We start from the raw sequence: 21202 nt of genomic DNA on the forward strand, positions 1-21202 counted from the left end.
GATGCTCCTCAGAGGCGGCTGGTGGAGGCGACACCGGCCGGGTTGGAGGCCTGGGCGGCGGGGATGGCGGAGCCGTCCTGCGGGGTGACCGGGAAGATGGCATTGATCTGGCCGGTGCCGGAGGAGCCGAAGTAGGGGGTGACCACTTCCGCCTTGCCGTCGTACTTCGACCAGCCCAGCGCGCCCAGCAGCATGGCGGTGTCGTGCATGAAGCCTTCGCCGTGGCCCTTCACCGCGTACTCCGGGAGCATGCCGCAGAAGTCTTCCCACTCGCCGTCTTCCCACATCTGCACCACGCGGTGGTCGAGGGTTTCCAGGAAGGGGCTCCAGACCCTGGTGGCGAACTCCGGCGCCTGGCCGTTCTGGGCGAAGCGGTGGGACAGCGAGCCGCTGGCGAGGAAGGCGACGGTGCCGTCGTAGTGCTCTTCCACCGCCTTGCGCATGGCCCAGCCGAGGCGGGCGCTGTCGTTCAGGTAATGGGAGGTGCACAGTGCGGACACCGAGACGACCTTGAAGTGGCGGTCCGTGTTCATGTAGCGCATGGGCACCAGGGTGCCGTATTCCGGGCCGAGGGTGGTGGCGTCGTGGGCCATGGTTTCCACGCCCAGGCGGTTGCATTCTTCGGCCAGCAGGCGGCCCAGTTCGGGGTTGCCCGGGAAGCCGTATTCCATGTTGGCGATGAAGTGCGGCAACTCGTTGCTGGTGTACAGGCCTTCGAAATTCGGCGCGCAGTTGATGTGGTAGTTGGCGTTGACCAGCCAGTGGGTGTCGAACACGACGATGGTATCGACGTTCAGCTCACGGCAACGGCGGCTGATCTCGATGTGCCCGTCGATGGCGGCCTGGCGGAAGCCCTGGCGCGGGCCCGGCAGTTCGGACAGGTACATGGAGGGGACGTGGGTGATCTTGGCAGCCAGAGCAAGTTTGCCCATGACGGTAACTCCTCGTGTCATTCCCCTCTTGGGGAATCTTGTTGTCGGGTCGGTTGCACGCCGGCACGGGGAGGGGAGTCGTACTCCCCTCTTTATGGAGTAGCAGTTATCTCACACACCCCAACGCGGGATGTGATGGCTCCCCATGGAAATGCATACGTTCTTGATCTCGGCGAAGACCTCGAAGCTGTACTGGCCGCCTTCACGGCCGGTGCCCGAACCCTTCACGCCGCCGAACGGCTGGCGCAGGTCGCGCACGTTCTGGCTGTTGATGAAGACCATGCCGGCCTCGATGCCACGGGCCAGGCGATGGGCCTTGCCGATGTCCTGGGTCCAGATGTACGAGGCCAGGCCGTATTCGGTGTCGTTGGCGAGTTGCAGCGCTTCGGCCTCGTCCTTGAACTTCATCAGGCAGACCACCGGGCCGAAGATCTCTTCCTGGGCGATGCGCATGCGGTTGTCCACATCGGCGAACACCGTGGGCTGGATGAACTGCCCGCGGGCAAGGTGCGCCGGCAGGTTGGCCGGGCGCTCCAGGCCGCCCGCGAGCAAGGTGGCGCCTTCCTCGATGCCGATGCGGATGTAGCCGGTGACCTTGTCGTAGTGGGCCTGGGTGATCATCGAGCCGACCTGGGTTTTCGGGTCCTGCGGATCACCTACGATCAGGCGCTTGGCGCGGGTGGCGAATTCGGCGACGAACTGGTCGTAGACCGACTCCTGGATGAAGATGCGGCTGCCGGCGGTGCAGCGCTCGCCGTTCAGAGAGAAGATGGTGAACAGCGCGGCGTCGAGGGCGCGGTCGAGGTCGGCGTCGTCGAAGATCAGCACCGGCGACTTGCCGCCCAGTTCCATGGAGTACTTCTTCAGGCCGGCGGTCTGCATGATCTTGCGCCCAGTGGCGGTGCCGCCGGTGAAGGAAATGGCGCGCACGTCCGGGTGACGAACCAGGGCGTCGCCAGCGGTGGCGCCGTAGCCCTGCACCACGTTCAGCACGCCTTTCGGGATGCCGGCTTCCAGCGCCAGACGGCCCAGTTCGTTGGCGGTCAGCGGCGACAGCTCGCTCATCTTCAGCACCGCGGTGTTGCCCAGCGCGAGGCAAGGTGCGGTCTTCCAGGTGGCGGTCATGAACGGCACGTTCCAGGGGGATACCAGGCCACACACGCCCACCGGCTGGTACAGGGTGTAGTTGAGCATCTGGTCGTCCACCGGGTAGCTGTGGCCATCCATGCGGGTGCAGACCTCGGCGAAGAACTCGAAGTTGTGCGAGGCGCGGGGGATCAGCACGTTCTTCGTCTGGTGGATCGGCAGGCCGGTGTCCAGGGTCTCCAGCTCGGCCAGGTGCGGCACGTTCGCATCGATCAGTTCACCCAGCTTGCGCATCAGCTTCGCGCGCTCTTTCGCCGGGGTGTTGGCCCACTTGGGGAAAGCATCCTTGGCGGCGGCCACGGCGGCGGCGATCTCTTCGGCACCGCCACTGGCGACTTCGCCGATGGGCTCCATGGTGGCCGGGTTGTAGTTGACGAAAACCTCTTTGCTTTCGACTTCCTGGCCGTTGATCCAGTGCTTGATCATGCTGCTCATGCCTCTTGTTGTGTGCGGGCGAAGAAGGCCTCTTCGCTGACGATGCGGTTGACCAGGCGGCCCACGCCTTCCACCTCCACCACTACTTCATCGCCGGGCACCACGTCGGCCAGGCCCTCCGGCGTGCCGGTGGCGATCATGTCGCCCGGTTGCAGGGTCATGAAGCTGGAGAAGTATTCGATCAGGTAGGGGATGTCGAAGATCATGTCCGCGGTGGTGCCTTCCTGTTTCAGCTCGCCGTTCACCCAGGTGCGCAGCTTCAGTTTCGAGGGATCGGGCACGTCGGCGGCATCGACCATCCAGGGGCCGACTGGGGTGGTGGCGTCGCGGTTCTTCACCCGCAGGTTGGGCCGGTAGTAGTTCTCCAGGTAGTCGCGGATGGCGTAGTCGTTGCAGACGGTGTAGCCGGCGAGGTAGGTGAGGGCGTCCTCGCGCTTGACGTTGCGCGCCGGCTTGCCGATCACCGCCACCAGCTCGCACTCGTAGTGCATGTAGGCGACGTTGTCCGGGCGCCAGGTGACCTGGTTGTGGCCGGTGTAGGTACCCGGCGACTTGATGAAGGCCAGCGGCTCGGTGGGCGCCTTGAAGGCCAGCTCGGCGGCGTGGTCGGCATAGTTCAGGCCCAGGGCGAACATGCTGCCGGTAGCGGGTGGCAGCCACTCGACCTGGTCTTCGCCGAGCAGACGACCATCGGCGAGGCGGACGGCGTTGTCGCCTTCCACGGTGACGGCGTGGACTTCACCCTGGTGGCGGATGCGTGCGTGTTTCATCTCGGGCTCCTTATTCCGCAACCACGGTGTTGGCGAGGCGACCGAGGCCGCTGATTTCCACTTCCACGAGGTCACCGGGCTGCACGTCGACGCGGCCTTCCGGGGTGCCGGTGATCAGCACGTCGCCTTCGTGCAGGGTCATGAATTCGCTGATCTCCTCGATCAGTTGCGGGATACCGCGTACGAGATTCGCCGTGGTGTTTTCCTGGCGCAGCTGGCCGTTGACGAAGAGCTTGAGCGTTAGGGCGTGCGGGTTCTGAATCTGCGCGGCGGGGACGAATTCCGGGCCGAGGGGGCAGAAGCCGTCGCGGCACTTGGCCTTCACCGCCGGGCGGTAATAGCTCTCTTCCGGCAGGCTGAATTCGTTGACGGTCACATAGCCGGCGACATGCGCCATGGCGTTGGCGGCGCTTACGCGGCTGGCGCGCTTGCCGATCACGACGCCGAGGGCCGGGCCCGGCTGCAGACGCTCCACCCCCTGCGGGTAGACGACAGGCTGGCCGTGGCCGTTGCGGGTATTCGGGGTCTTGATGAACAGCACCGGCTTGACCGGCGGCTGCTGGTAGGGTGGCTGCTGGAACTCGTCCAGACGGCTCTCCAGCAGGCCCCGGTAGTTCAGCGCAACGCCGAACAGGGTGCCGGCAGCGACGTCTTCAAGGGCACGGCTCATGGTGGTTCGCTCCTGGATCGTGCCGGGTCGCCCCGGCGGGATAAAAGTCGGGCCGGTTCGCAAAGGAGAACGTGCGGGCCCGTAACGAGGGTTCGTTAATGTGTTAACGTTATATTTAACATGTTAATAAACGTCAAGTCTTGCCGCTTCGCCATTCGTCATCGAAGCTGTGCAAAGACAGCGGAGAAAGGTCGCCATGGCAGAGCGCCAGCCCATCCCCAACATCAACATCGGCCAGGTCTACGACCAGCGCTACGCCGACGCCGAGGTGCACTACGAGGCTCTGGGCAAGCTGGCGGACTTCTTCGGCCGCAACATGCCGGTACACCGCCACGACCGTTTCTTTCAGGTGCACTACGTGAAGAGCGGGGCGGTGCGCGTCTACCTCGACGAACAGCAGTACCGCCAGGAAGGGCCGTTGTTTTTCCTCACGCCGCCGACCATTCCCCATGCCTTCGTCACCGAGCAGGACGCCGACGGCCATGTGCTGACCGTGCGCCAGCAACTGGTCTGGTCACTGCTGGAAGCCGAACCGGACCTGGCCGATGGCGCGCAGATCGTGCCGGTGTGCGTGGCCTTCGCCGAGCTGGGGGAGGACTTGCGCGAGGAGGTGCAGCGCCTGGACCTGCTGTTCGGACAGTTGCGCAGTGAATTCGCCGCCAGCCGTCCAGGGCGCGACGCCAGCCTGTCGGCACTGACCCGGCTGATCTTCATCAGCCTGCTGCGCCTGTCGGCCCGTTCGCTGAAGGCGCAGCCGGCACGCCACGAGGATTTGCAGGTGTTCCACCGCTTCAACGGGCTGATCGAGGCGCATTACCGCGAGCACTGGCCCCTGGGGCAGTACGCGAGCCAGATGGGCGTGACCGAGGCGCGCCTGAACGACATCTGCCGGCGCATCGCCGACCTGCCATCCAAGCGCCTGATCCACGACCGGGTGATGCAGGAGGCCAAGCGCCTCTTGCTGTTCACCGGCAGCTCGGCCAACGAGATCTGCTACCTGCTGGGCTTCAAGGACCCGGCCTACTTCAGCCGCTTCTTCGCCCGCAACGCCGGCATGAGCCCCGGCGAATACCGCCAGCGCAGGGCGGCAGACAAGGAAGACGCGTGGCGGTAGCTCGGATGTAATTCGGGGAAAGGGTGGGGTCGCGCTCCCGGATTTCATCCGGGTACGGCTGCATATCGAGTAAAGATCCACGTTCGTGGAACCTGGACTTGCCTTTGGCCCCCAGGAAGTGGGCCAGCACCCGCCTGATCTCCGCCCCCGTGCCCAGCAGTAGGGTGCGCCATGCGCACCGAGGCGACGGTGGCGACTCCGAGTCTGTCTCACGGTGCGCGCGGCGCACCCTACGGGACCGGTGTCATCCTGCTGGTTCGCTGACTCGAATCGTCACAGGCAGAGCCGGTGACTCATGACCACGTCCTCAGGACGTGGTTTCCCACGTTCAAATGAATTCGCCCCCACAGGAGAGCCCCCAAGCTGACATGGCGGGTCATGAAACCCATCCCTGGAATGCACAGGCGGACGGCTTTTTGGTTAAAAATTAATATTTTAATGATTTGTTTTTTGTCTATCCGTGCCAGCGATGAAGCAATTTGTCGTCTTCCGACGGTTGTCACGATTTTTCTCTAATGCACGACGTAAAGGGCTTTGTTCAGGTTCTTCGTGACGGATGGAAACCCGGCAGGGGGCTGGAAAAATTGTCTGTGGTTGACAGCATCGTTCAGAAAGTTAATTTATTAACGAGATATTGAATGTGTTAACGATGTTCCAGGCTGCCGATGCTGCCGTAAAGGGTTGGCGGCCTCCCATGCAACTACAAGAACAACGAGGCTCATCCCGTATGACGATGTCCAAGCTCGCCGTCCTTTTAACTGCCGCCTGCTCGGCCTCGCTGGCCCTGGCGGAGCCGGTCTACACGCTGAAGGTCGCGCACTTCCTGCCTGCCAATTCCAACGCCCAGCACAACATCATCGAACCCTGGTGCCAGCAGCTCAGCGACGAGTCCGCCGGGCGCATCAAGTGCCAGCTCTACCCCTCGATGCAGTTGGGCGGCACCCCGGCCAAGCTGGCCGATATGGCGCGCAACGGCGTCGCCGATATCGTCTGGACCGCGCCGGCCTACTCGGCGGGCAAGTTCCCGCGCATCGAGGCGATGGAGCTGCCGTTCATGCTTCCGGCCGGCGCCAGGGCGAGCAACCCGATCATCTGGCAGTACTACGAGCAGTACGCCAGGGACGACTTCAAGGGCTACAAGGTGCTGTCGGTCCACGGTGACGGCGGCATGGACATCCACACCCGTGGCAAGGCCGTGGCCCGTCTGGAAGACCTCAAGGACCTCAAGCTGCGCGCCTCCAGCCGCACCGCCGCCAAGCTGGTGGAGGCCCTGGGTGCGACCCCGGTGAGCATGCCGCCGGCGCAGATGACCGAGGCCATCTCCAAGGGCGTGGTGGATGGCGCGCTGGCGTCCTGGGAGGTGGTGCCGCCGACCAAGCTGGACGAAGTCACCGATCACCACTCGGCCATCCCGGCCGGCCAGCCGGCCTTTTCCTACACCGTGCTGGCGATGCTGATGAACGAGCGCAAGTTCAACAGCCTGCCCGAGGACCTGCGCGTCATTCTCGAGCGCAACAGCGGCCCGGCTCTGAACGAGCGCTTCGCCAGCGCCTGGGACCTCTTCCTCGACAAGGCCCGTGCCGCGACGCCGACCGAGCAGATGGTCACCATCGACGCCAGCGCCTACGGCGCCATGAAACAGGCTGCGGCGCCGGTAGCGGATGCCTGGGCCGCCGCAGTGACCGAGAAAGGGCTTAATGGGCAAGCCCTGCTGGACGGGGCGCGGGCGCTCTCCAGTCAGGCACGGTGATCGGCCATGAACGAGTCCCTGTCCTTCGATACCGCCCCCGCAGAGGGGGAGGGCCTGGCCAGCCGCGCCCTGCTGTACACCGCCCAGGGTTTCGCCCTGGGTGGCGGTTTCATCCTCCTCGCACTGGTCGGCCTGTCCCTGGTGTCCATCATCGGCCGCAAGCTGTTCGCCACGCCCGTCCAGGGCGATATCGAGCTGATGGAAATCGGCGCGGCGGTGGCCATCGCCGCCTTCCTGCCGCTTTGCGAGTTGCGCGGCCAGCACATCAAGGTGGATGCCTTCACCCTGAAGCTGCCGCTTCGCCTGCAGGCCTGGCTGGACGCCTTCGCCCATCTGCTGTGCCTGCTGGCGGCGCTGCTGCTGGCCTGGCGCACCGGCCTGCAGGTGCTGGAAAGCCGCGAGTACGGCGAGGTCTCCACGCTGCTCTCGGTGCCGCTGTGGCTCCCCCTGCTGGGCATCGTGCCGAGCCTCCTGTTGCTGGCGGCCACCGCCGGCGCCCGAACCTACTATTGTCTGACCCGGGAGCCACGCCCATGAGCGGTCTCAGTCTCGGCCTGCTGGCGCTGGCTGCCACCTTCTTCCTGCTGGTGCTGCGCGTGCATATCGGCCTGACCATGATGGTGGGCGGCGCGCTGTGCTTCCTCGCGGTGAATGACGGCGATTTTTCCGCGCTGTTGTTCAGCCTCAACAACCTGGCCTGGTCGCGCCTGTCCAACTACGACCTGGCGGTGATCCCGCTGTTCGTGCTGATGGGCCAGTTCGCCACTCACGGCGGCCTGTCCAAGGCCATCTTCGGTTGTGCGGCGGCCTTCGTCGGCCACTGGCGTGGCGGCCTCGGCATGTCCGCCATCGGTGCCTGCGCCGGCTTCGGCGCCATCTGCGGTTCTTCGCTGGCCACCTCGGCCACCATGAGCCAGGTAGCGCTGCCGGAACTGCGCCGGCACAACTACTCCGGCCGATTGGCTACCGCCACCGTGGCGGCGGGAGGGACCCTGGGCATCCTCATCCCGCCGTCGGTACCACTGATCATCTACGCCGTGTTGACCCAGGAATCCATCGCCAAGCTGTTCGTCGCCGCCGTGGTGCCGGGCCTGCTGGCCGCGCTGGGCTACCTGGTCGTGGTGCGCCTGATGGTGTCGCGGGAGGCGGAGGGCCATAGCCGTAGCGAACCGGCCAGTGCCGCCGAACGATTCAAGGCGCTCCTCCAGGTGCTGCCCGTATTGGGCGTATTCCTCGTGGTGATCGTCGGCATCTACGGCGGTTGGGCCAACCCCACCGAAGCGGCTTCCATCGGCGCCGCGGCCTGCGGCCTGCTGTCGGTGTTCCAGGGCGGCCTGCGCGGCGAGGGCCTGCGCCAGAGCCTTCTGGGCACCGCCGAAACCACGGCGATGATCTTTCTCGTGCTGCTCGGTGCGGACCTGCTCAACTCGGGCCTGGCGCTGACCCAGATGCCCACCGAACTGGCCGAGTGGGTCAAGGCCAGTGGCCTTGCACCGATCCTGGTGCTCTGCGCCATCCTGCTGCTCTACCTGTTGCTGGGCTGCGTGATGGATTCGCTGGCGATGATCCTGCTGACCATCCCGATCTTCTACCCGGTGATCATGGGCCTGGATTTCTACGGCATGACCGAGGTTCAGAAGTCCATCTGGTTCGGCATCCTCGCGCTGATGGTGGTGGAGATCGGCCTGATCCACCCGCCGCTGGGCATGAACCTGTTCATCGTCAACAAGGTGGCGCGCGACGTGCCCTACCTGGAAACGGCCAAGGGGGTACTGCCGTTCCTGGCCTCCGACCTGGTGCGCATCGTCCTGCTGGTTGCCTTCCCCGGCATCTGCCTCTGGCTGCTCAGCCTGTGACCCTTCGCGCTGTTGTCCGGAGCTCGCGGGGCTTGGCCCAACCTACGGCCGGTCGGGCTGGTAGGTTGAGCTGAGTTCGACGAAGCCCAACGACCGAAGCCAGGACCAACACGGCTGGTGGGTCGATGAAGCCTGACCCACCCAGCCCGGACTACGGATTGAGGCCAAACGCCTCCGCCATCTCGCCGATCAGCGCCTTCTGGAGCCGGCGTTGGGCTTCGCCCGGTTGCTGCAGGACGATGAAGTCGCGCAGCGGGTCCTCGACCGGGGTGCGTATGCCGGACAGCTCCTCCATGACTGCGAGGCCGCAGAAAGGCACATAGGCTTCGGCGTAGCCGCCTTCATGGACCAGTACCAGGCGGCCCTGGCACAGGCGCTCGGCGGTTTCGCGCACCAGGCGGGTCATGCTGCGGAAGCTGTCGCTGTGCAGCAGCATCCGCGCCAGCGGGTCCACCGCGTTGGCGTCGTAACCACAGGCGACGATGATCAGCTCCGGCTCGAAGCGCTCCAGCGCCGGAATGACGATGCGCTGCATCGCATCCAGGTAGGCCTCGTGGCCGCTGCCGGGCAGCAGCGGGATATTGAGGTTGGCGCCCAGGCCCGCGCCTTCGCCGCGATCCTCCGTGCCGCTGTAGCCAGGCGGGAAGCAGCCGTCCTGATGCAGGGAAATGGTCAGCACGTCCGGACGCTGGTAGTAGATCGCCTGGGTGCCGTTGCCGTGGTGAACGTCCCAGTCGATCACCGCCACCTTGCCCAGACCGTGACGCGCCTTGGCCGCCTCGATGGCCACCGGGATGTTGGCGAGCATGCAGAAGCCCATGGCCTGGTCGGCGAGGCAGTGGTGGCCCGGCGGGCGCGACAGGGCGTAGGCGTTGTCCGCCTCGCCCGTTAGCACGGCGTCCACCGCTGCCATCGCCAGGCCAGCGGAAAGCTTGGCGATCTCGTAGCTGCCGGGCCCGATCGGGGCGTGATCGCCCAGTTCGCCGCCGCCGGCGTCGCTCAGCGCCTTGAAACGTTCCAGGTAGTGCGCCGGGTGGACCCGCAACAGGTCCTCCTCGCTGGCGGGCGCGGCGCTGCTGATTTGCAGCTGGCGGGTCAGGCCTGAGACATCCATGAGGTTCTTCAGGCGCCGCTTGGTTTCCGGCGACTCGGCGTGGCCGGCGCTGGACGGGGGCTGCACCCAGCCGCCCACGGGCAGGATCAGGGCGTGCTGGCTGGCGCTGTGCCAGAGGGACAGTTCATCGAAGAGGAAGGCGGTACGGCGATTCATGCTTGGGACTCCGAGGTGGAGAGGGCGGTGCGGGCGGCCGGGCGCAACCGGCTGCCGAGGATGGCGAACAGGGAGAGGAGGGTGATGGCGGTGGCGCCCATCAGGACGCCGTGGAAGCCGCCCTGATGTTCGATCAGGCGGCCGGCCAGGGCCGGGCCTAGGGCGAGGCCGCCACCGATGACCAGGTTGCTGGCGTTCATGAGGCGGCCCGAGGCATCCAGTTCGGCGAGACAGGCGAGGATGAATGGCAGCACGTAGGTCCAAGTGAACTTGAAGGCCAGCGCGGCCAGGGTGAAGCGAGCCAGTTGCGGGGCGTCGAGCAGCAGCAGGGTGGCGATGGCCATCAGGGCGAAGCCGGAGCACAGCGCCAGGTTGCGGGGCAGGCGCTCCCCCATGACGGCGGCCAGGCCGGCGCCGGCGATGCCCATGAGGGTGGCGATGGCGAGGATGTTGCCACTGGCCCCGGCATCCAGGCCGGACTTGCCGCCGATGGCGCCGATGAAGGTCCAGACACCGGATAGGGCGATGTAGAAGCCGAGCAATCCGAGGATACCCAGTACCTGCTTGCCGCGCGGCGCGTCCCGGCCATTTCTGGCCTGCGCGCGAGGCGACCCATGGCCGCTGGGGAAGGCCCAGGCCAGCGGCAGCACCAGTAGGCTCAGGGCTGCCAGCACCCGATAGCCGCCAGCCAGGCCATGGTGCTCGAACAGGCCGGGCAACAGGGCCAGGCCGACGGCGCCGAGCACCAACTGGCCCATGACCCAGATACCGTAGACGCGGCTGGGGTTGGCGGTGGTGGCGGCGCTGGACAGGCAGAGGATCATCAGCGAGCCGCCGGCCAGCGCGGTGGCCACGCGCAGGACGAGGAGGGTGGTGTAGTCGCTGGCCCAGGCCGAGGCCAGGTTGCCGGCGATGAACAGCACACCCGCGAGCAGCGCCGCGCGGCGCCAGTCGACGCGGCCCAGCCACCAGAACGCGGGCAGGGTGGCCAGGCTCATGGCGCCCAGCTCGGCAGAGAACAGGTCGCCGATCTGCGCAGGGCTGAGTTGCCATTGGGTGGCGAGCTGGGCTGCCACGGCCGGGGCGGTCATCAGTACAGCCGGGGTCATGGCGGCGAACAGGACGATGGCGGCGAGGCGCAGCCAGGGGGTATTGGAAGTGTGGTCCATGGCGGGCCTCCGTCAGAACACGTGGACCAGGCGCAGCAGGGCCTGGTTGGCGTGGTAGCCGTTGTCGGTGGCGACGTTGCGCGAGAGGGCGAACATCAGCTGGTTCTGGCCGTCCAGCCAGTGGCCGACCTCGAAACCGAGCTGGGTGTAGCGCTGGTGGGTGTCGTCGAGGCGGCGGTCGTTCAGGCGCAGCTCACCGCCATCGGCGTGGACCAGGCGCAGGGCACCGTAGGTGGCGGGGGTGAAGTCGTAGGAAGCGAAGGCTTGCAGGCGGTAGAGCGGGTCCTGTTCCAGGTCCGCCCCGTAGTAGTCGTCGTTCTTGCCGTAGAGCTGGGCTTCGAGGTTGGCTTCCAGGACCCACTTCTCGCCGATGCCCTGGGTGTAGTTGTAGTTGAAGGTCAGTCCCCAGCGGTTGGCGCCGGGGGATACATCCGGGTTGTTGCCGTGGTACTCGCCGACCGGCACGGTGAGCAGGGTCAGCAGGCCGCTGTAGGTGCGGGTTTCCGGCTCGTTGATGAAGAACAGGGTGCCGCCCAGTTGTGGGTCGCCAATGCCACGTTCGCCAGTGTGGGCGGCAGCGCCGGGCAGACGGGCGTCGAGGTCGACGTAGGGCACGATGAACTGCGGGGTGCAGAGGGTGCCGCAGATGTCGCTGAAGAACACATGGCGATACGCCAGGGCGTTGACCGAGAGTTCTGCCTTGCCGGTGCTGTCCGCCGGGCCGTGGAAGTCGTTTGCGCGAGTGGTGGGCAGGTAGAGCACGCCAAGCTGGGTGCCCACCGGCGCGGAGAAGAAGTCGCGGGCGTTCATGTCTGCAGCCGGTGCGGCGAGCGGCAGCAGGGCGCAGCCGAAGAGTGCATTGCGGAGCGGTGTCATGGGCATGGTTTCTCGTTCTTTTGGGTGCAGGTGGTTGTTTCAGGCAAAGGCCGCCCGTGCCGCCCGGGAAGGCGGCTGTGAGTCAGGCGATGTGGTGCGCGGGGATCAGTCGGGTGGCGCGTGCAGCAGGTGGGCGATGCTCGCCTTGTCCTTCACGCCGAGCTTGGCGTAGATGCTGCGGATGTGATGGCGCACGGTGTTTGGCGCCAGGCCCAGTTCACGGGCGATTTCCTTGTAGGTCCTGCCTTCGCCAAAGCGCTGGGCGACGTCGTTTTCGCGGGCGCTGAGCTGCTGCAGAGAGTTCAGGTTGCGGGCGGCGAGCAGCAGCAGGTCGCCCACGGCGGAAACCTCGATCTGCAGCCGGGCGCCCTGATAGCCGTCGTGACCGATGGCTTCGGGCAGCTGCGGGCCGGTCCACTGCGGCCATTCGCCGAGCAGCAGGTCAACGAAGCCGCGCTCGGCGCAATGCAGGGTGCCGCGTGCGTCGCACACCGCGAGGGCGAGGTTGCGCGGGTTGGAGAGACTCTCGCGCTTGGCCACCAGGGTGCGGATCTGGTTGGCAGACACCGCCGCCACCAGGTGGCGCATCAGGTTGTCCAGCAGCCAGCGTTCCTGCTCGGTGAAGGGCGGCGCAGTGGGCGCGCGGTAGAGCGTCAGGTGATCGCTGAGGCGGGTTTGCGGGTCGATGTGGATGACGCAGAGGAATTCGCGGAAGCCATGGCGCTCGCCCAGCCATTTCAGCCCCGGGGTGCTCTGGGCACTGTCGACGATCACCGCCTTGCCCGGCTCGGCGTTGACCAGCGGCACGGTGATGTCGTCATGGCGGATCGACTGCCAGTCATCCAGGTAAGCGGGCGGCAGGTTGAACAGGTGGGCGCTGTGTTCTTCGGGCAAGCCGTCGATCATCGCGGCGCGGCCCCACCAGGCCTGGTCGAATGGCAGCAGGCGTTTCAGCTCGGCAAGGGCCAGGGCGTGAAAGCGTTCGATGGACTTGTCCCGGGCCAGGCGCTGCAACTCCAGCGTGGTGCTGCTGAAGGCCTCCAGTACGGAGGCGGCGATCGACTGACCGCCCGGATCGTTCCTGCTCATGTGCTATCCCCTGTGCGACGTTGTTGTTGTTCTGTCACGGGTTCGGGTATGGGCCATTCATCGTCGAGATGGGGCAGGGCCATGGGACGAGTATCCGGCGGGCCGGGAGGTGTCGCCATCCTACAGATGCAGGATGGGGCTCAATGATCCTCCCTCTGCGCACTGGCAATATCCCGGCTCAGCTGGCGCTGGCGCGGCAGTAGCCAGGCGCAGTAGCCGAGCAGCAGGAAGCCGGCGCAGGTCATGGCCCAGGGTGCACCGAGGCGTTCGGCGAGCAGGCCTACGAGCAGGCCGCCGATGGCGTCGAAGCCGAAGCGCGTCGAGGTGTAGAACGATACCACGCGGCCGCGCAGGCGCTCCGGGGCGAGGCTTTGCAGAAGGATGTTGGTGCCGACGTTGCAGGTGGAGATGCCGAAGCCCAGTGCTGCCATGGCCAGTAGCGACAGCGCCAGGTGGCTGCTGGCGGCGAAGCCGAGCAGGGCCGCGCCGCAGGTCAGGACACAGGCCATGATGGCGCCAGTGAGGCCAGTCAGCGCATGGCGGTTGGCGAGGAACAGGGTACTGGCCAGTGAGCCGAGGCCGGCGGCGCCCCAGAGCCAGCCGAGGGTGCGCGCATCGCCAGCGAAGATGTCCTTGGCGAATACCGGCAGCAGCACGGCATAGCTGGAGGCGGTGAGGTTGACTACGAGTACGCTGAGCATCATCAGGCGGATGGTCGGGCGGCCGGCGACGTAGGCCAGTCCCTCGCGGAACACGTCTCCGGTGGAGCCGGCGGCGCGGGGCGTGGGGGCCATGCGGATGACCAGCAGGCCGGCGGCCAGCCCCAGGTAGGAGAGGGCGTTGACGGCGAAGCAGGCCGCCTCGCTGGTGAAGCCCAGCAGCAGGCCGGCCAGCGGCGGACCGATGAAGCGCGAGCTGTTGAACAGCATGGCGTTGAGCGCCAGGGCGTTGGGCAGGTCTTCCTTGCCGCTGACGAACTGGCTGAGCAGTGACTGCCGCAGCGGCGTGTCGAAGGCGTTGAGCACGCCCAGTAGCGCGGCCATGGCGACGATCAGCGTGGGGCCGATCAACCCGGTGACGGTGAGCACGGCCAGGGTGATGGCCTGCAGGCCGAGCAGCCCCTGTACGCCGATCAGCAGGCGGCGCTTGTCGTGGCGGTCGATCCAGGCGCCGGCCAGCGGGCCTACCAGCAATTGCGGCAGCAGCGAGGCGAAGGTGGTGACGCCGAGCAGCGCCGCCGACCCGGTGAGGCGATAGATCAGCCAGGCCAGCGCCACCTGCTGCAACCAACTGCCCAGGGTGGAGACTGCCTGCCCAGCGAAATACAGGCGGAAATTGGGATGACGCAGAGCCCGGATAGCAGCGGGCCAGGAGCGGGAGTCGGGCATCGGGGAGGGCACGCGGAAGCGGGGTGGGCGACGGTTAATATCTTAACGTATTTCTCGGGTTGCCCGATGCCTTGATGGCCGCATTTCAGCCTTGTGCGAGATGGGTTATGCGGTCCGAGTCTTGTGGGAGCACGCGCTCTTGTGGGGGCGATTTCAATGGCTCTGCGGGCCGGAGGCTCGCCAAAGGGGGCCGCTGTGCGGCCCTTGTTCGAATGAGTTCGAACCCACAAAAAAGCGGGGTCTGTGCCTGTGGGGGCGGCTAGTGCCGCCCGAAGGCCAGGGTGGGGACGTCGACGATGCTCGACCCGCCATCGGCCACCAGGCTGGCGCCGGTGATGATGGAGGCTTCCTCCGAGAGCAGGAAGCGGCAGATGCTGGCGATTTCCTCGGGGCTGGCCGGGCGGCGCAGCGGCACTTCGGCGGTGACGCGGGCATAAGCGGCGTCCAGGTTTTCGCCGTAATGCTTCATCAGCGGCTGCATCTCCGCGTCGGCCATGGGGGTGCGAACCCAACCCGGGCAGACGGCGTTGACCCGCACGCCCTGCGGACCGTAATCCCGTGCCAGGGAGCGGGTCAGGCCAATCAGCGCGTGTTTGGCGGTGGTGTAGCCGCACACGTCTTCGCCCGCCGCCAGTGCGGCGATGGAGGCCATCAGCACCAGCGACCCACGCCGCTCCGCCAGCAGCGGCAGGCACGCGCGGGCGGTGTAGAAGGCGCTGTCGAGGTTGGCCCGCATGGCGGCCTGCCAGTCTTCATCGCGGGTGTCGGTGGCACGGCCCATTCCATGGCCGCCGGCATTGGCCAGCACGCCATCCAGGCCGCCGAAGCGCTCGACGATGGCAGGGATGAAATGGGCCCAGTCGCTGCTGCTGGCGGCATCGCCTGCCAGCACCAGCCCACTGGTTTCCCCGGCCACGACTTCCAGCGGCTCGCGGCGACGGCCCACCAGTACCAGGTTGGCGCCTTCGCTGGCCAGGCGCCGCGCGCAGGCGGCGCCGATGCCGGTGCCGGCGCCGGTGATGAGGACGGTGCGGCCCTTCACAGTGGGTACTCCGTGCGGTTGAGCACGCTGCAGTGGGAGCTGACCGGGAAGTTCGACAGCTGGCCGAAATCGCCGCCGGCATAGCCGCAGATCTTGCCGTCGCTGCGGTGGTTCTTCAGGTCGATCAGCACCAGGCCGAGGGTGGGGACGATCTTTTCGCGCCAGACGAAGAGGTAGAGTTCCTCGGCGATCTTCAGCGTGTGGCAGCGGTCGGTGTCGGCCAGGCCTTGCTCGACGCCCTTCAGGCACTGCCAGCTGTAGAAGTTCTCGTTGAGGTAGAGGTGCTCGTAGACCTCGGTGGGGCTGTAGCGATAGAGGTTGCGCAGGCCCACCAGTTCGCGGGTCGGGGCGTGCGGGCAGGCACCGTCGCGCCAGGGGCGGTCGAGGCTGCCATGGAGGAATTCGGCCTTGACCGAAGTCAGCTCGCCGCCGGAGAGCGCCTTGCTGAACAGGTCGCCCCGGCTTTCCGTTTCGCTGGGCATGCGGCCGAGCACGGCGGTGAAGGCGGCGTTGGCGATATCCAGCACCAGGCTGACGGACACCGTGCCGCCGTTTTCCTTCTTGAGAAAGTCCACCAGGTACAGGCCCTCGCGTACCGAGGTGGCTCGGTAGTCCGCCTCGCCGCTGGCGCTGCCGTCGGCCAGGGACCAGGCCAGTTGCCCGGCGCTGAAGTGGTGCTCGATCTGCCAGCCATTGGCAAAGTGCAGGGTGAAGCTCTGGCCGGCCAGGTCCGCCAGGTTGGGCAGGATGAAGGCGTCGGGGGCGAATCCATCGGCCAGGGCGCCGACAGTGATCCATTCGGGTTGGGTGGTCATGGGGTATCTCCGGTTGGTTGGGATGAGCCATGGTGGGCTGGACGGAGGAGGGACGGTATCAACCGGAAGGTGGAGCGGGAGTCGGCTGGACTACGCTGGTCTGACTATCCCGATGCAAACGAGGTGTACGCCATGCACGCAGCAAGACCCCGGCTGCTGGACAAGGTCGCAATCATCAGCGGTGGTGCTGGCGGCTGCGGTGAAGCCGCCAGCCGCCTGTTCGCCGCAGAGGGCGCGAAGGTGGTGATCGTCGATCGCAATGGTGATGCCGCCCAGGAGTTGGCCAGGCAGATCAAGGCTGCCGGCGGCGAGGCACTGGGAGTGGGCGCTGATGTTTCCCGCGCCGACCAGGTGAAGGCGGCGGTAGTGGCAGGGGAGGCTGCGTTCGGTGGCGCGGACATCCTGTTCAATCACGCTGGCACCCTGATCGTGAAACCTTTCCTCGATGTGGAGGAAGATGAGTGGGACTGGCTGATGGCGGTCAACGTCAAGAGCATGTACCTGATGACCCGCGCCGTGTTGCCGCAGATGTTGGCCAAGGGCAAGGGCAGCATTGTCTGCACCTCATCCATTTCCGCCGAGTACGCCACGCCGGGCGAGGTGGTCTACAACGCCACCAAGGGCGCCTGCCAGATGTTCGCCAGGGCCATTGCCGTCGAGTTCCGTGATCGCGGCATCCGCTGCAACGCCGTGGCGCCGGGCTTCATCCGCACCGCCCATGGCGTTCGCGAGATGAAGGAGCTGCAGGCCATGGGTGTGGACGCCAGCGAAGCCGCCATCTCGTTGCAGCAGGGGCGTTTGTGCGAGCCGGAGGAAGTGGCCCGCGCCGCGTTGTTCCTGGCATCTGACGAGGCGTCCTTCGTCAGTGGGGCGCACCTCTTCGTGGATAACTGCTTCTCGTCGGTCTGAGCCGACAAGCGCAGGTCCGGCGCGAGGGGCAGGTGTATCGACTGGAAGGTCGTTGGGGGCGTGTTGGGCTTCGCGGGCTCAGCGCCAACCTACATCAGGGCTTGCCGGCACGCTCCGTCGTAGGTGGGGGCTGAGCGAAGTGAAGCCCAACGATCCCGTCAGAGAAATAGCTGGCGGACCAGCTCCGTGCGGCTGCGCGCGCCGGTTTTGCGGAACAGGTGGATGAGGTGGGTCTTCACCGTGGCCAGGCCGAGGTCGAGCTGGCGGGCGAGGTCCTTGTTGCCGAGGCCTTCGCGCAGCAGCAGGGCGATTTCCCGTTCCCTCGGAGTGAGGTAGGCGAGGGCGTCGATTTCCGCAGGCGCTTCCGGCAACTGGCGCACGGCAAGGTCCAGCAGGCTGCGCAGGCCATCGAGGCGTTGCAGTTCTTCGGTTGTGAACGACGCAAGGCCGCCGGTGCGCAGCACGGATATGCCCACCACCGGGTGCTGGCGGTCATGGGCGATCACTTCCACCACATCGCTGATGCCATGGCGGGCGAGAAAGCCCTGGTAGATGCGTCGCGCATCGCCGCTCTGGCGCGCCATGGCTTCGTGCAGGCGCACGACAGGGCGGTGCTCGTCGACGCAGAGTGCCGGTTGCAGCGGGTCGAAGTCGCGGTAGTGGTCGAGGTAGTCGCGATGGGTGCGGGCGTCCATGCGCAGCAGCTGGAAGTCGCGGGCGCGTAGCTGCGGGTCGACCCGGTAGAAGGCGAAGCAGGAGGCCGGGATTACCCGGCTGAAAGCCTGCAGGCAGTGCAGGCCGAAGTCGTGTTCCATGGTGCATTCCCCTAATGAGGGAGCGCGGCAAGCGCCGCGCTCCACCAGGGCTGCAAGAGCCGAAGTCGGCAGTATCGCCGACGCGCAGCTATCCCTACACGCGGGCTTCCTGGAAGCCGATGGCCAGTGCATTGACGATCGTATCGAGCTGTTCCTGCTCGATCACCAGCGGCGGCGAGAGGATGATCTTGGTGCCCACCGGACGCACCATCACGCCATTGGCGCGGGCGATCTCTGCCACGCGGTTGGCGTAGCCGCCCATGGGGTCGATGGGCTCGCGGGTGGTCTTGTCGCTCACCAGGTCCAGAGCCACCATCAGGCCCTTGCCGCGCACTTCGCCCACGGCAGCGAAGCGCTCGGGGAAGGCGGCCAGGCTTTTGAGCAGGTAGTCACCCTGTTTCGCGGCATTGGCCGGCAGGTTTTCCTTCACGACGATATCCAGATTAGCCAGGCCGGCGGCGCAGGCCACCGGGTGCCCGGAGTAGGTGTAGCCGTGCATGATCGCGCCGGTGAAGTTGCCGTTGTTGGCGAAGGCCTGCTCGATGCGCTCGTTGACCACGGTGGCACCCAGCGGGATGTAACCCGAGGAGATGCCCTTGGCCAGGCACATGATGTCGGGCTTAACGCCCCACAGGCGGCTGCCGAACAGGGAGCCGGAACGGCCGAAGCCGGTGACGATTTCGTCGGCGATCAGCAGCACGCCGTACTTGTCGCAGACCTTGCGGATCAGCGGCCAGTAGTTCTCCGGCGGCACGATCACGCCACCCGCACCCTGGATCGGCTCGGCGATGAAGGCGGCCACGGTGTCCGGGCTCTGGAACTGGATTTCCCGTTCCAGCAGGTCGGCACAGATCTGCCCCAGTTCTTCCGGGTCCTGGCTGTAGGGGTTGCGGTAGAGCCAGGGCGTGTCGACATGGAAACAGCCCGGCAGCAGCGGCTCGTAGTTGCGGCGGAATACAGTGTTGCCGTTCACCGAAGCACCGCCGAAGTGGGTGCCGTGGTAGCCCTGGCGCAGGGAGATGAACTTGGTGCGGTCGGCCTGGCCCTGCAGCTTCCAGTACTGGCGGGCCAGCTTCAGCGCAGTTTCCACGGCGTCCGAGCCGCCGGAGCTGAAGGCCACGCGGCGCATGCCTTCCGGTTCCAGCATGCCGATCACCTTGGCGGCCAGTTCTTCGGCGCGGGGGTGGCTGATGCCGTCGAACAGCTGGAAGTATTCCAGCTCGTCGAGCTGGGCGGCGATGGCCGCCTTGATCTCCTTGCGGCCGTGGCCGACGTTGACGTTCCACAGCCCGGCCACACCATCCACCAGGCGGTTGCCCTTGTCATCGAAGACGAAGCAGCCCTCGCCACGGAGGATGCGGATGGGCTCGCGCTGCTTCATTTCGTTGGGGTGCAGCATGGGGTGCCAGAAGGCGTTACTCATGTGAATTCTCCTCTAAGGCAGCGGTGGAAGCTGCGTGGCTCCATTTGTGCCTCAAGCCGCCGCTGAATACTTGTATCTGCCTGCCAACGCGTTTGGTTTTTCCTGCCAGCCGCACCTGGCAGCCATTGGCAAGTCTTCCGGCAGCCAGGGTCAAGATCGCGGCCCGGGCTTGGCGCACAGTGCCTCTCGACTATCCGAGATACCCGGCTGCTGCTGTGGCCGAGCGAGAAGAGGAACCGAGATGAGCATTGCCCTTGACCCCCGCGTGGAAGCCTTTGTCCGGGCCCGCCACGGCCTGTTGATCGACGGCCAGTCCCGTCCTGCGCTGTCCGGTGCCGAGATGCCGGTACATAACCCCGCCACGGGCGACGAACTGGCGCGGGTGGCGGTGGCCGGCAAGGCCGATGTGGACCTGGCGGTTGCCGCTGCGCGCCGCGCCTTCGAGGACAGCTGGGCAACCCAGCGCCCGGCAGACCGCGAGCGCTTGTTGCTGAAACTGGCCGACCTGCTGGAGGCCCATGGCGAAGAGCTGTCGCAGCTGGAAACCCTGAACAATGGCAAGTCCATCAACCTGTCGCGCGCCATCGAAGTGGGCGCCGGGGTGGAATACACCCGCTACATGGCGGGCTGGGCTACCAAGATCGAGGGCAAGAGCCTGGATGTCTCGATTGGTGCCATTCCCGGCGGCAAGTTCCGCGCCTACACGGTGCCGGAGCCGGTGGGCGTGGTCGGCGCCATCGTGCCCTGGAACTTCCCACTGATGATGGCCCTGTGGAAGGTCGTGCCGGCCCTGGCCTGTGGCTGCACCGTGGTCCTCAAGCCGGCGGACGAGACGCCGCTCACAGCCCTGCGCCTGGGCCAGCTGTGCCTGGAGGCGGGTATTCCCGCTGGCGTGGTGAACATCGTCACTGGCGTCGGCGCCGAGGCCGGTGCAGCCCTGGCGGCCCATCCGGGGATTGACAAGCTGGCCTTCACCGGCTCCACCCCGGTGGGCAAGCTGATTGGCCATGCAGCGGTGGAGAACATGACCCGTTTCACCCTGGAGCTGGGCGGCAAGTCGCCGGTGATCGTGCTCGACGACACCGCCCTGGATAACGCTGCGGCCGGGGCCGCCGGGGCGATCTTCTTCAACCAGGGCCAGGTCTGCACCGCCGGCTCGCGCCTGTACGTGCAGCGCAAGTCCTTCGACCAGGTGCTGGAGCGCCTGCACGGCATCGCCGGCTCGCTCAGCATTGGCTCGGGCCTGGACCCGGCCGCGCAGATCAATCCGCTGATCTCCGCCAGGCAGCAGCGCCGGGTGCTGGGCATGATCGACAGCGGCCGCGCCCAGGGCGCCAGCATCATCTGCGGCGGCGAGGCCCATGGCGAACAGGGCTTCTTCGTCAAGCCGACGGTGATCGCCAACGTGCGCCCGGACATGCAGGTGGTACGCGAGGAAATCTTCGGCCCGGTGCTGGTGGCCACCGCCTTCGACGACATCGACGAAGTGGTTGGCCTGGCCAACGACAGCCCCTACGGCCTGGCCGCGAGCATCTGGTCCAACGACCTGAAACAGGTGATGGGCCTGATCCCCCGGCTGAAAGCCGGCACCGTCTGGGTCAATGCCCACAACCTGCTGGACCCGTCCATGCCCTTCGGCGGATTCAAGCAATCCGGTATCGGCCGCGAAATGGGCCATGCGGCCATCGAGGCCTTCACCGAAAGCAAATCGGTGTGCATCGCTTACTGAGCGC

At 66.3% G+C, this 21202-nt stretch carries 19 protein-coding genes; 6 read left to right on the top strand and 13 right to left on the bottom strand.

What is annotated here, in order from left to right; genetic code table 11:
* Positions 1–8: 8 nt before the first annotated feature.
* The 4 genes from hpaD to THL1_RS13725 all read right to left on the bottom strand — a co-directional run bounded on the left by hpaD (position 9) and on the right by THL1_RS13725 (position 3953).
* Positions 9–932: a 3,4-dihydroxyphenylacetate 2,3-dioxygenase gene (gene hpaD, locus THL1_RS13710; protein WP_069083777.1), complete on the bottom strand. Its 924-nt coding sequence runs from the start codon at positions 930–932 to the stop codon at positions 9–11.
* A gap of 111 nt (positions 933–1043) precedes the next feature.
* Positions 1044–2504, bottom strand: a complete 1461-nt coding sequence (gene hpaE, locus THL1_RS13715; RefSeq protein ID WP_069086518.1) for a 5-carboxymethyl-2-hydroxymuconate semialdehyde dehydrogenase — start codon at positions 2502–2504, stop codon at positions 1044–1046.
* A gap of 5 nt (positions 2505–2509) precedes the next feature.
* Positions 2510–3283, bottom strand: a complete 774-nt coding sequence (locus tag THL1_RS13720) for a fumarylacetoacetate hydrolase family protein (protein WP_069083778.1) — start codon at positions 3281–3283, stop codon at positions 2510–2512.
* Positions 3284–3293: 10 nt separating this feature from the next.
* Positions 3294–3953, bottom strand: coding sequence for a fumarylacetoacetate hydrolase family protein (locus THL1_RS13725; RefSeq protein ID WP_069083779.1), 660 nt, complete (start codon positions 3951–3953; stop codon positions 3294–3296).
* Positions 3954–4149: 196 nt separating this feature from the next.
* Here THL1_RS13725 and hpaA point away from each other — a divergent pair, with 196 nt between their 5' ends.
* The 4 genes from hpaA to THL1_RS13745 all read left to right on the top strand — a co-directional run bounded on the left by hpaA (position 4150) and on the right by THL1_RS13745 (position 8673).
* Positions 4150–5067: a 4-hydroxyphenylacetate catabolism regulatory protein HpaA gene (gene hpaA, locus THL1_RS13730; RefSeq protein ID WP_069083780.1), complete on the top strand. Its 918-nt coding sequence runs from the start codon at positions 4150–4152 to the stop codon at positions 5065–5067.
* A 727-nt stretch (positions 5068–5794) separates the two neighbouring features.
* Positions 5795–6817, top strand: a complete 1023-nt coding sequence (locus THL1_RS13735) for a TRAP transporter substrate-binding protein (protein WP_069083781.1) — start codon at positions 5795–5797, stop codon at positions 6815–6817.
* A gap of 6 nt (positions 6818–6823) precedes the next feature.
* Positions 6824–7354 (top strand): TRAP transporter small permease, encoded by a 531-nt coding sequence (locus tag THL1_RS13740; protein ID WP_069083782.1) that lies wholly within the window; start codon positions 6824–6826, stop codon positions 7352–7354.
* Positions 7351–8673: a TRAP transporter large permease gene (locus THL1_RS13745; protein ID WP_069083783.1), complete on the top strand. Its 1323-nt coding sequence runs from the start codon at positions 7351–7353 to the stop codon at positions 8671–8673. Before THL1_RS13740 ends, THL1_RS13745 begins: the two co-directional genes overlap by 4 nt.
* Positions 8674–8824: 151 nt before the next feature.
* Here THL1_RS13745 and THL1_RS13750 read toward each other — a convergent pair whose 3' ends face one another.
* From THL1_RS13750 to THL1_RS13780, 7 genes are all read right to left on the bottom strand, one after another.
* A complete protein-coding gene (locus THL1_RS13750; protein WP_069083784.1) occupies positions 8825–9943 on the bottom strand; it encodes a class II histone deacetylase in 1119 nt (372 codons plus the stop codon).
* A complete protein-coding gene (locus THL1_RS13755; protein WP_069083785.1) occupies positions 9940–11112 on the bottom strand; it encodes an MFS transporter in 1173 nt (390 codons plus the stop codon). Before THL1_RS13755 ends, THL1_RS13750 begins: the two co-directional genes overlap by 4 nt.
* Positions 11113–11124: 12 nt before the next feature.
* Entirely contained in the window at positions 11125–11994 is an 870-nt protein-coding gene (locus THL1_RS13760; protein WP_069083786.1) for a transporter, read from the bottom strand.
* 99 nt (positions 11995–12093) lie between these two features.
* Complete coding sequence (locus THL1_RS13765) at positions 12094–13077, bottom strand: helix-turn-helix transcriptional regulator (RefSeq protein WP_069083787.1); 984 nt, start codon at positions 13075–13077, stop codon at positions 12094–12096.
* 140 nt (positions 13078–13217) lie between these two features.
* A complete protein-coding gene (locus THL1_RS13770; RefSeq protein ID WP_069083788.1) occupies positions 13218–14465 on the bottom strand; it encodes an MFS transporter in 1248 nt (415 codons plus the stop codon).
* Positions 14466–14724: 259 nt separating this feature from the next.
* On the bottom strand, positions 14725–15507 hold the full coding sequence (locus THL1_RS13775) for an SDR family NAD(P)-dependent oxidoreductase (protein ID WP_069083789.1): 783 nt from the start codon (positions 15505–15507) through the stop codon (positions 14725–14727).
* Positions 15504–16322, bottom strand: coding sequence for a molybdenum cofactor biosynthesis F family protein (locus THL1_RS13780; protein WP_069083790.1), 819 nt, complete (start codon positions 16320–16322; stop codon positions 15504–15506). The genes THL1_RS13775 and THL1_RS13780 overlap by 4 nt, the downstream gene beginning before the upstream one ends.
* Before the next feature lie 132 nt (positions 16323–16454).
* On the opposite strand from THL1_RS13780, the gene THL1_RS13785 reads away from it, so the two are divergent.
* Entirely contained in the window at positions 16455–17231 is a 777-nt protein-coding gene (locus tag THL1_RS13785) for an SDR family NAD(P)-dependent oxidoreductase (protein ID WP_069083791.1), read from the top strand.
* Positions 17232–17389: 158 nt separating this feature from the next.
* Here the strand turns inward: THL1_RS13785 and THL1_RS13790 are convergent, their stop codons facing one another.
* Complete coding sequence (locus THL1_RS13790) at positions 17390–18046, bottom strand: helix-turn-helix transcriptional regulator (RefSeq protein ID WP_069083792.1); 657 nt, start codon at positions 18044–18046, stop codon at positions 17390–17392.
* Positions 18047–18140: 94 nt separating this feature from the next.
* On the bottom strand, positions 18141–19469 hold the full coding sequence (locus tag THL1_RS13795; protein ID WP_069083793.1) for an aspartate aminotransferase family protein: 1329 nt from the start codon (positions 19467–19469) through the stop codon (positions 18141–18143).
* Between the two features lie 241 nt (positions 19470–19710).
* Between THL1_RS13795 and THL1_RS13800 the strand changes: the two genes are divergently transcribed.
* Complete coding sequence (locus THL1_RS13800) at positions 19711–21198, top strand: aldehyde dehydrogenase family protein (protein WP_069083794.1); 1488 nt, start codon at positions 19711–19713, stop codon at positions 21196–21198.
* The last annotated feature ends 4 nt before the right edge of the window (positions 21199–21202 follow it).

The organism is Pseudomonas sp. TCU-HL1 (assembly GCF_001708505.1).
Classification (GTDB): Bacteria; Pseudomonadota; Gammaproteobacteria; order Pseudomonadales; family Pseudomonadaceae; genus Metapseudomonas.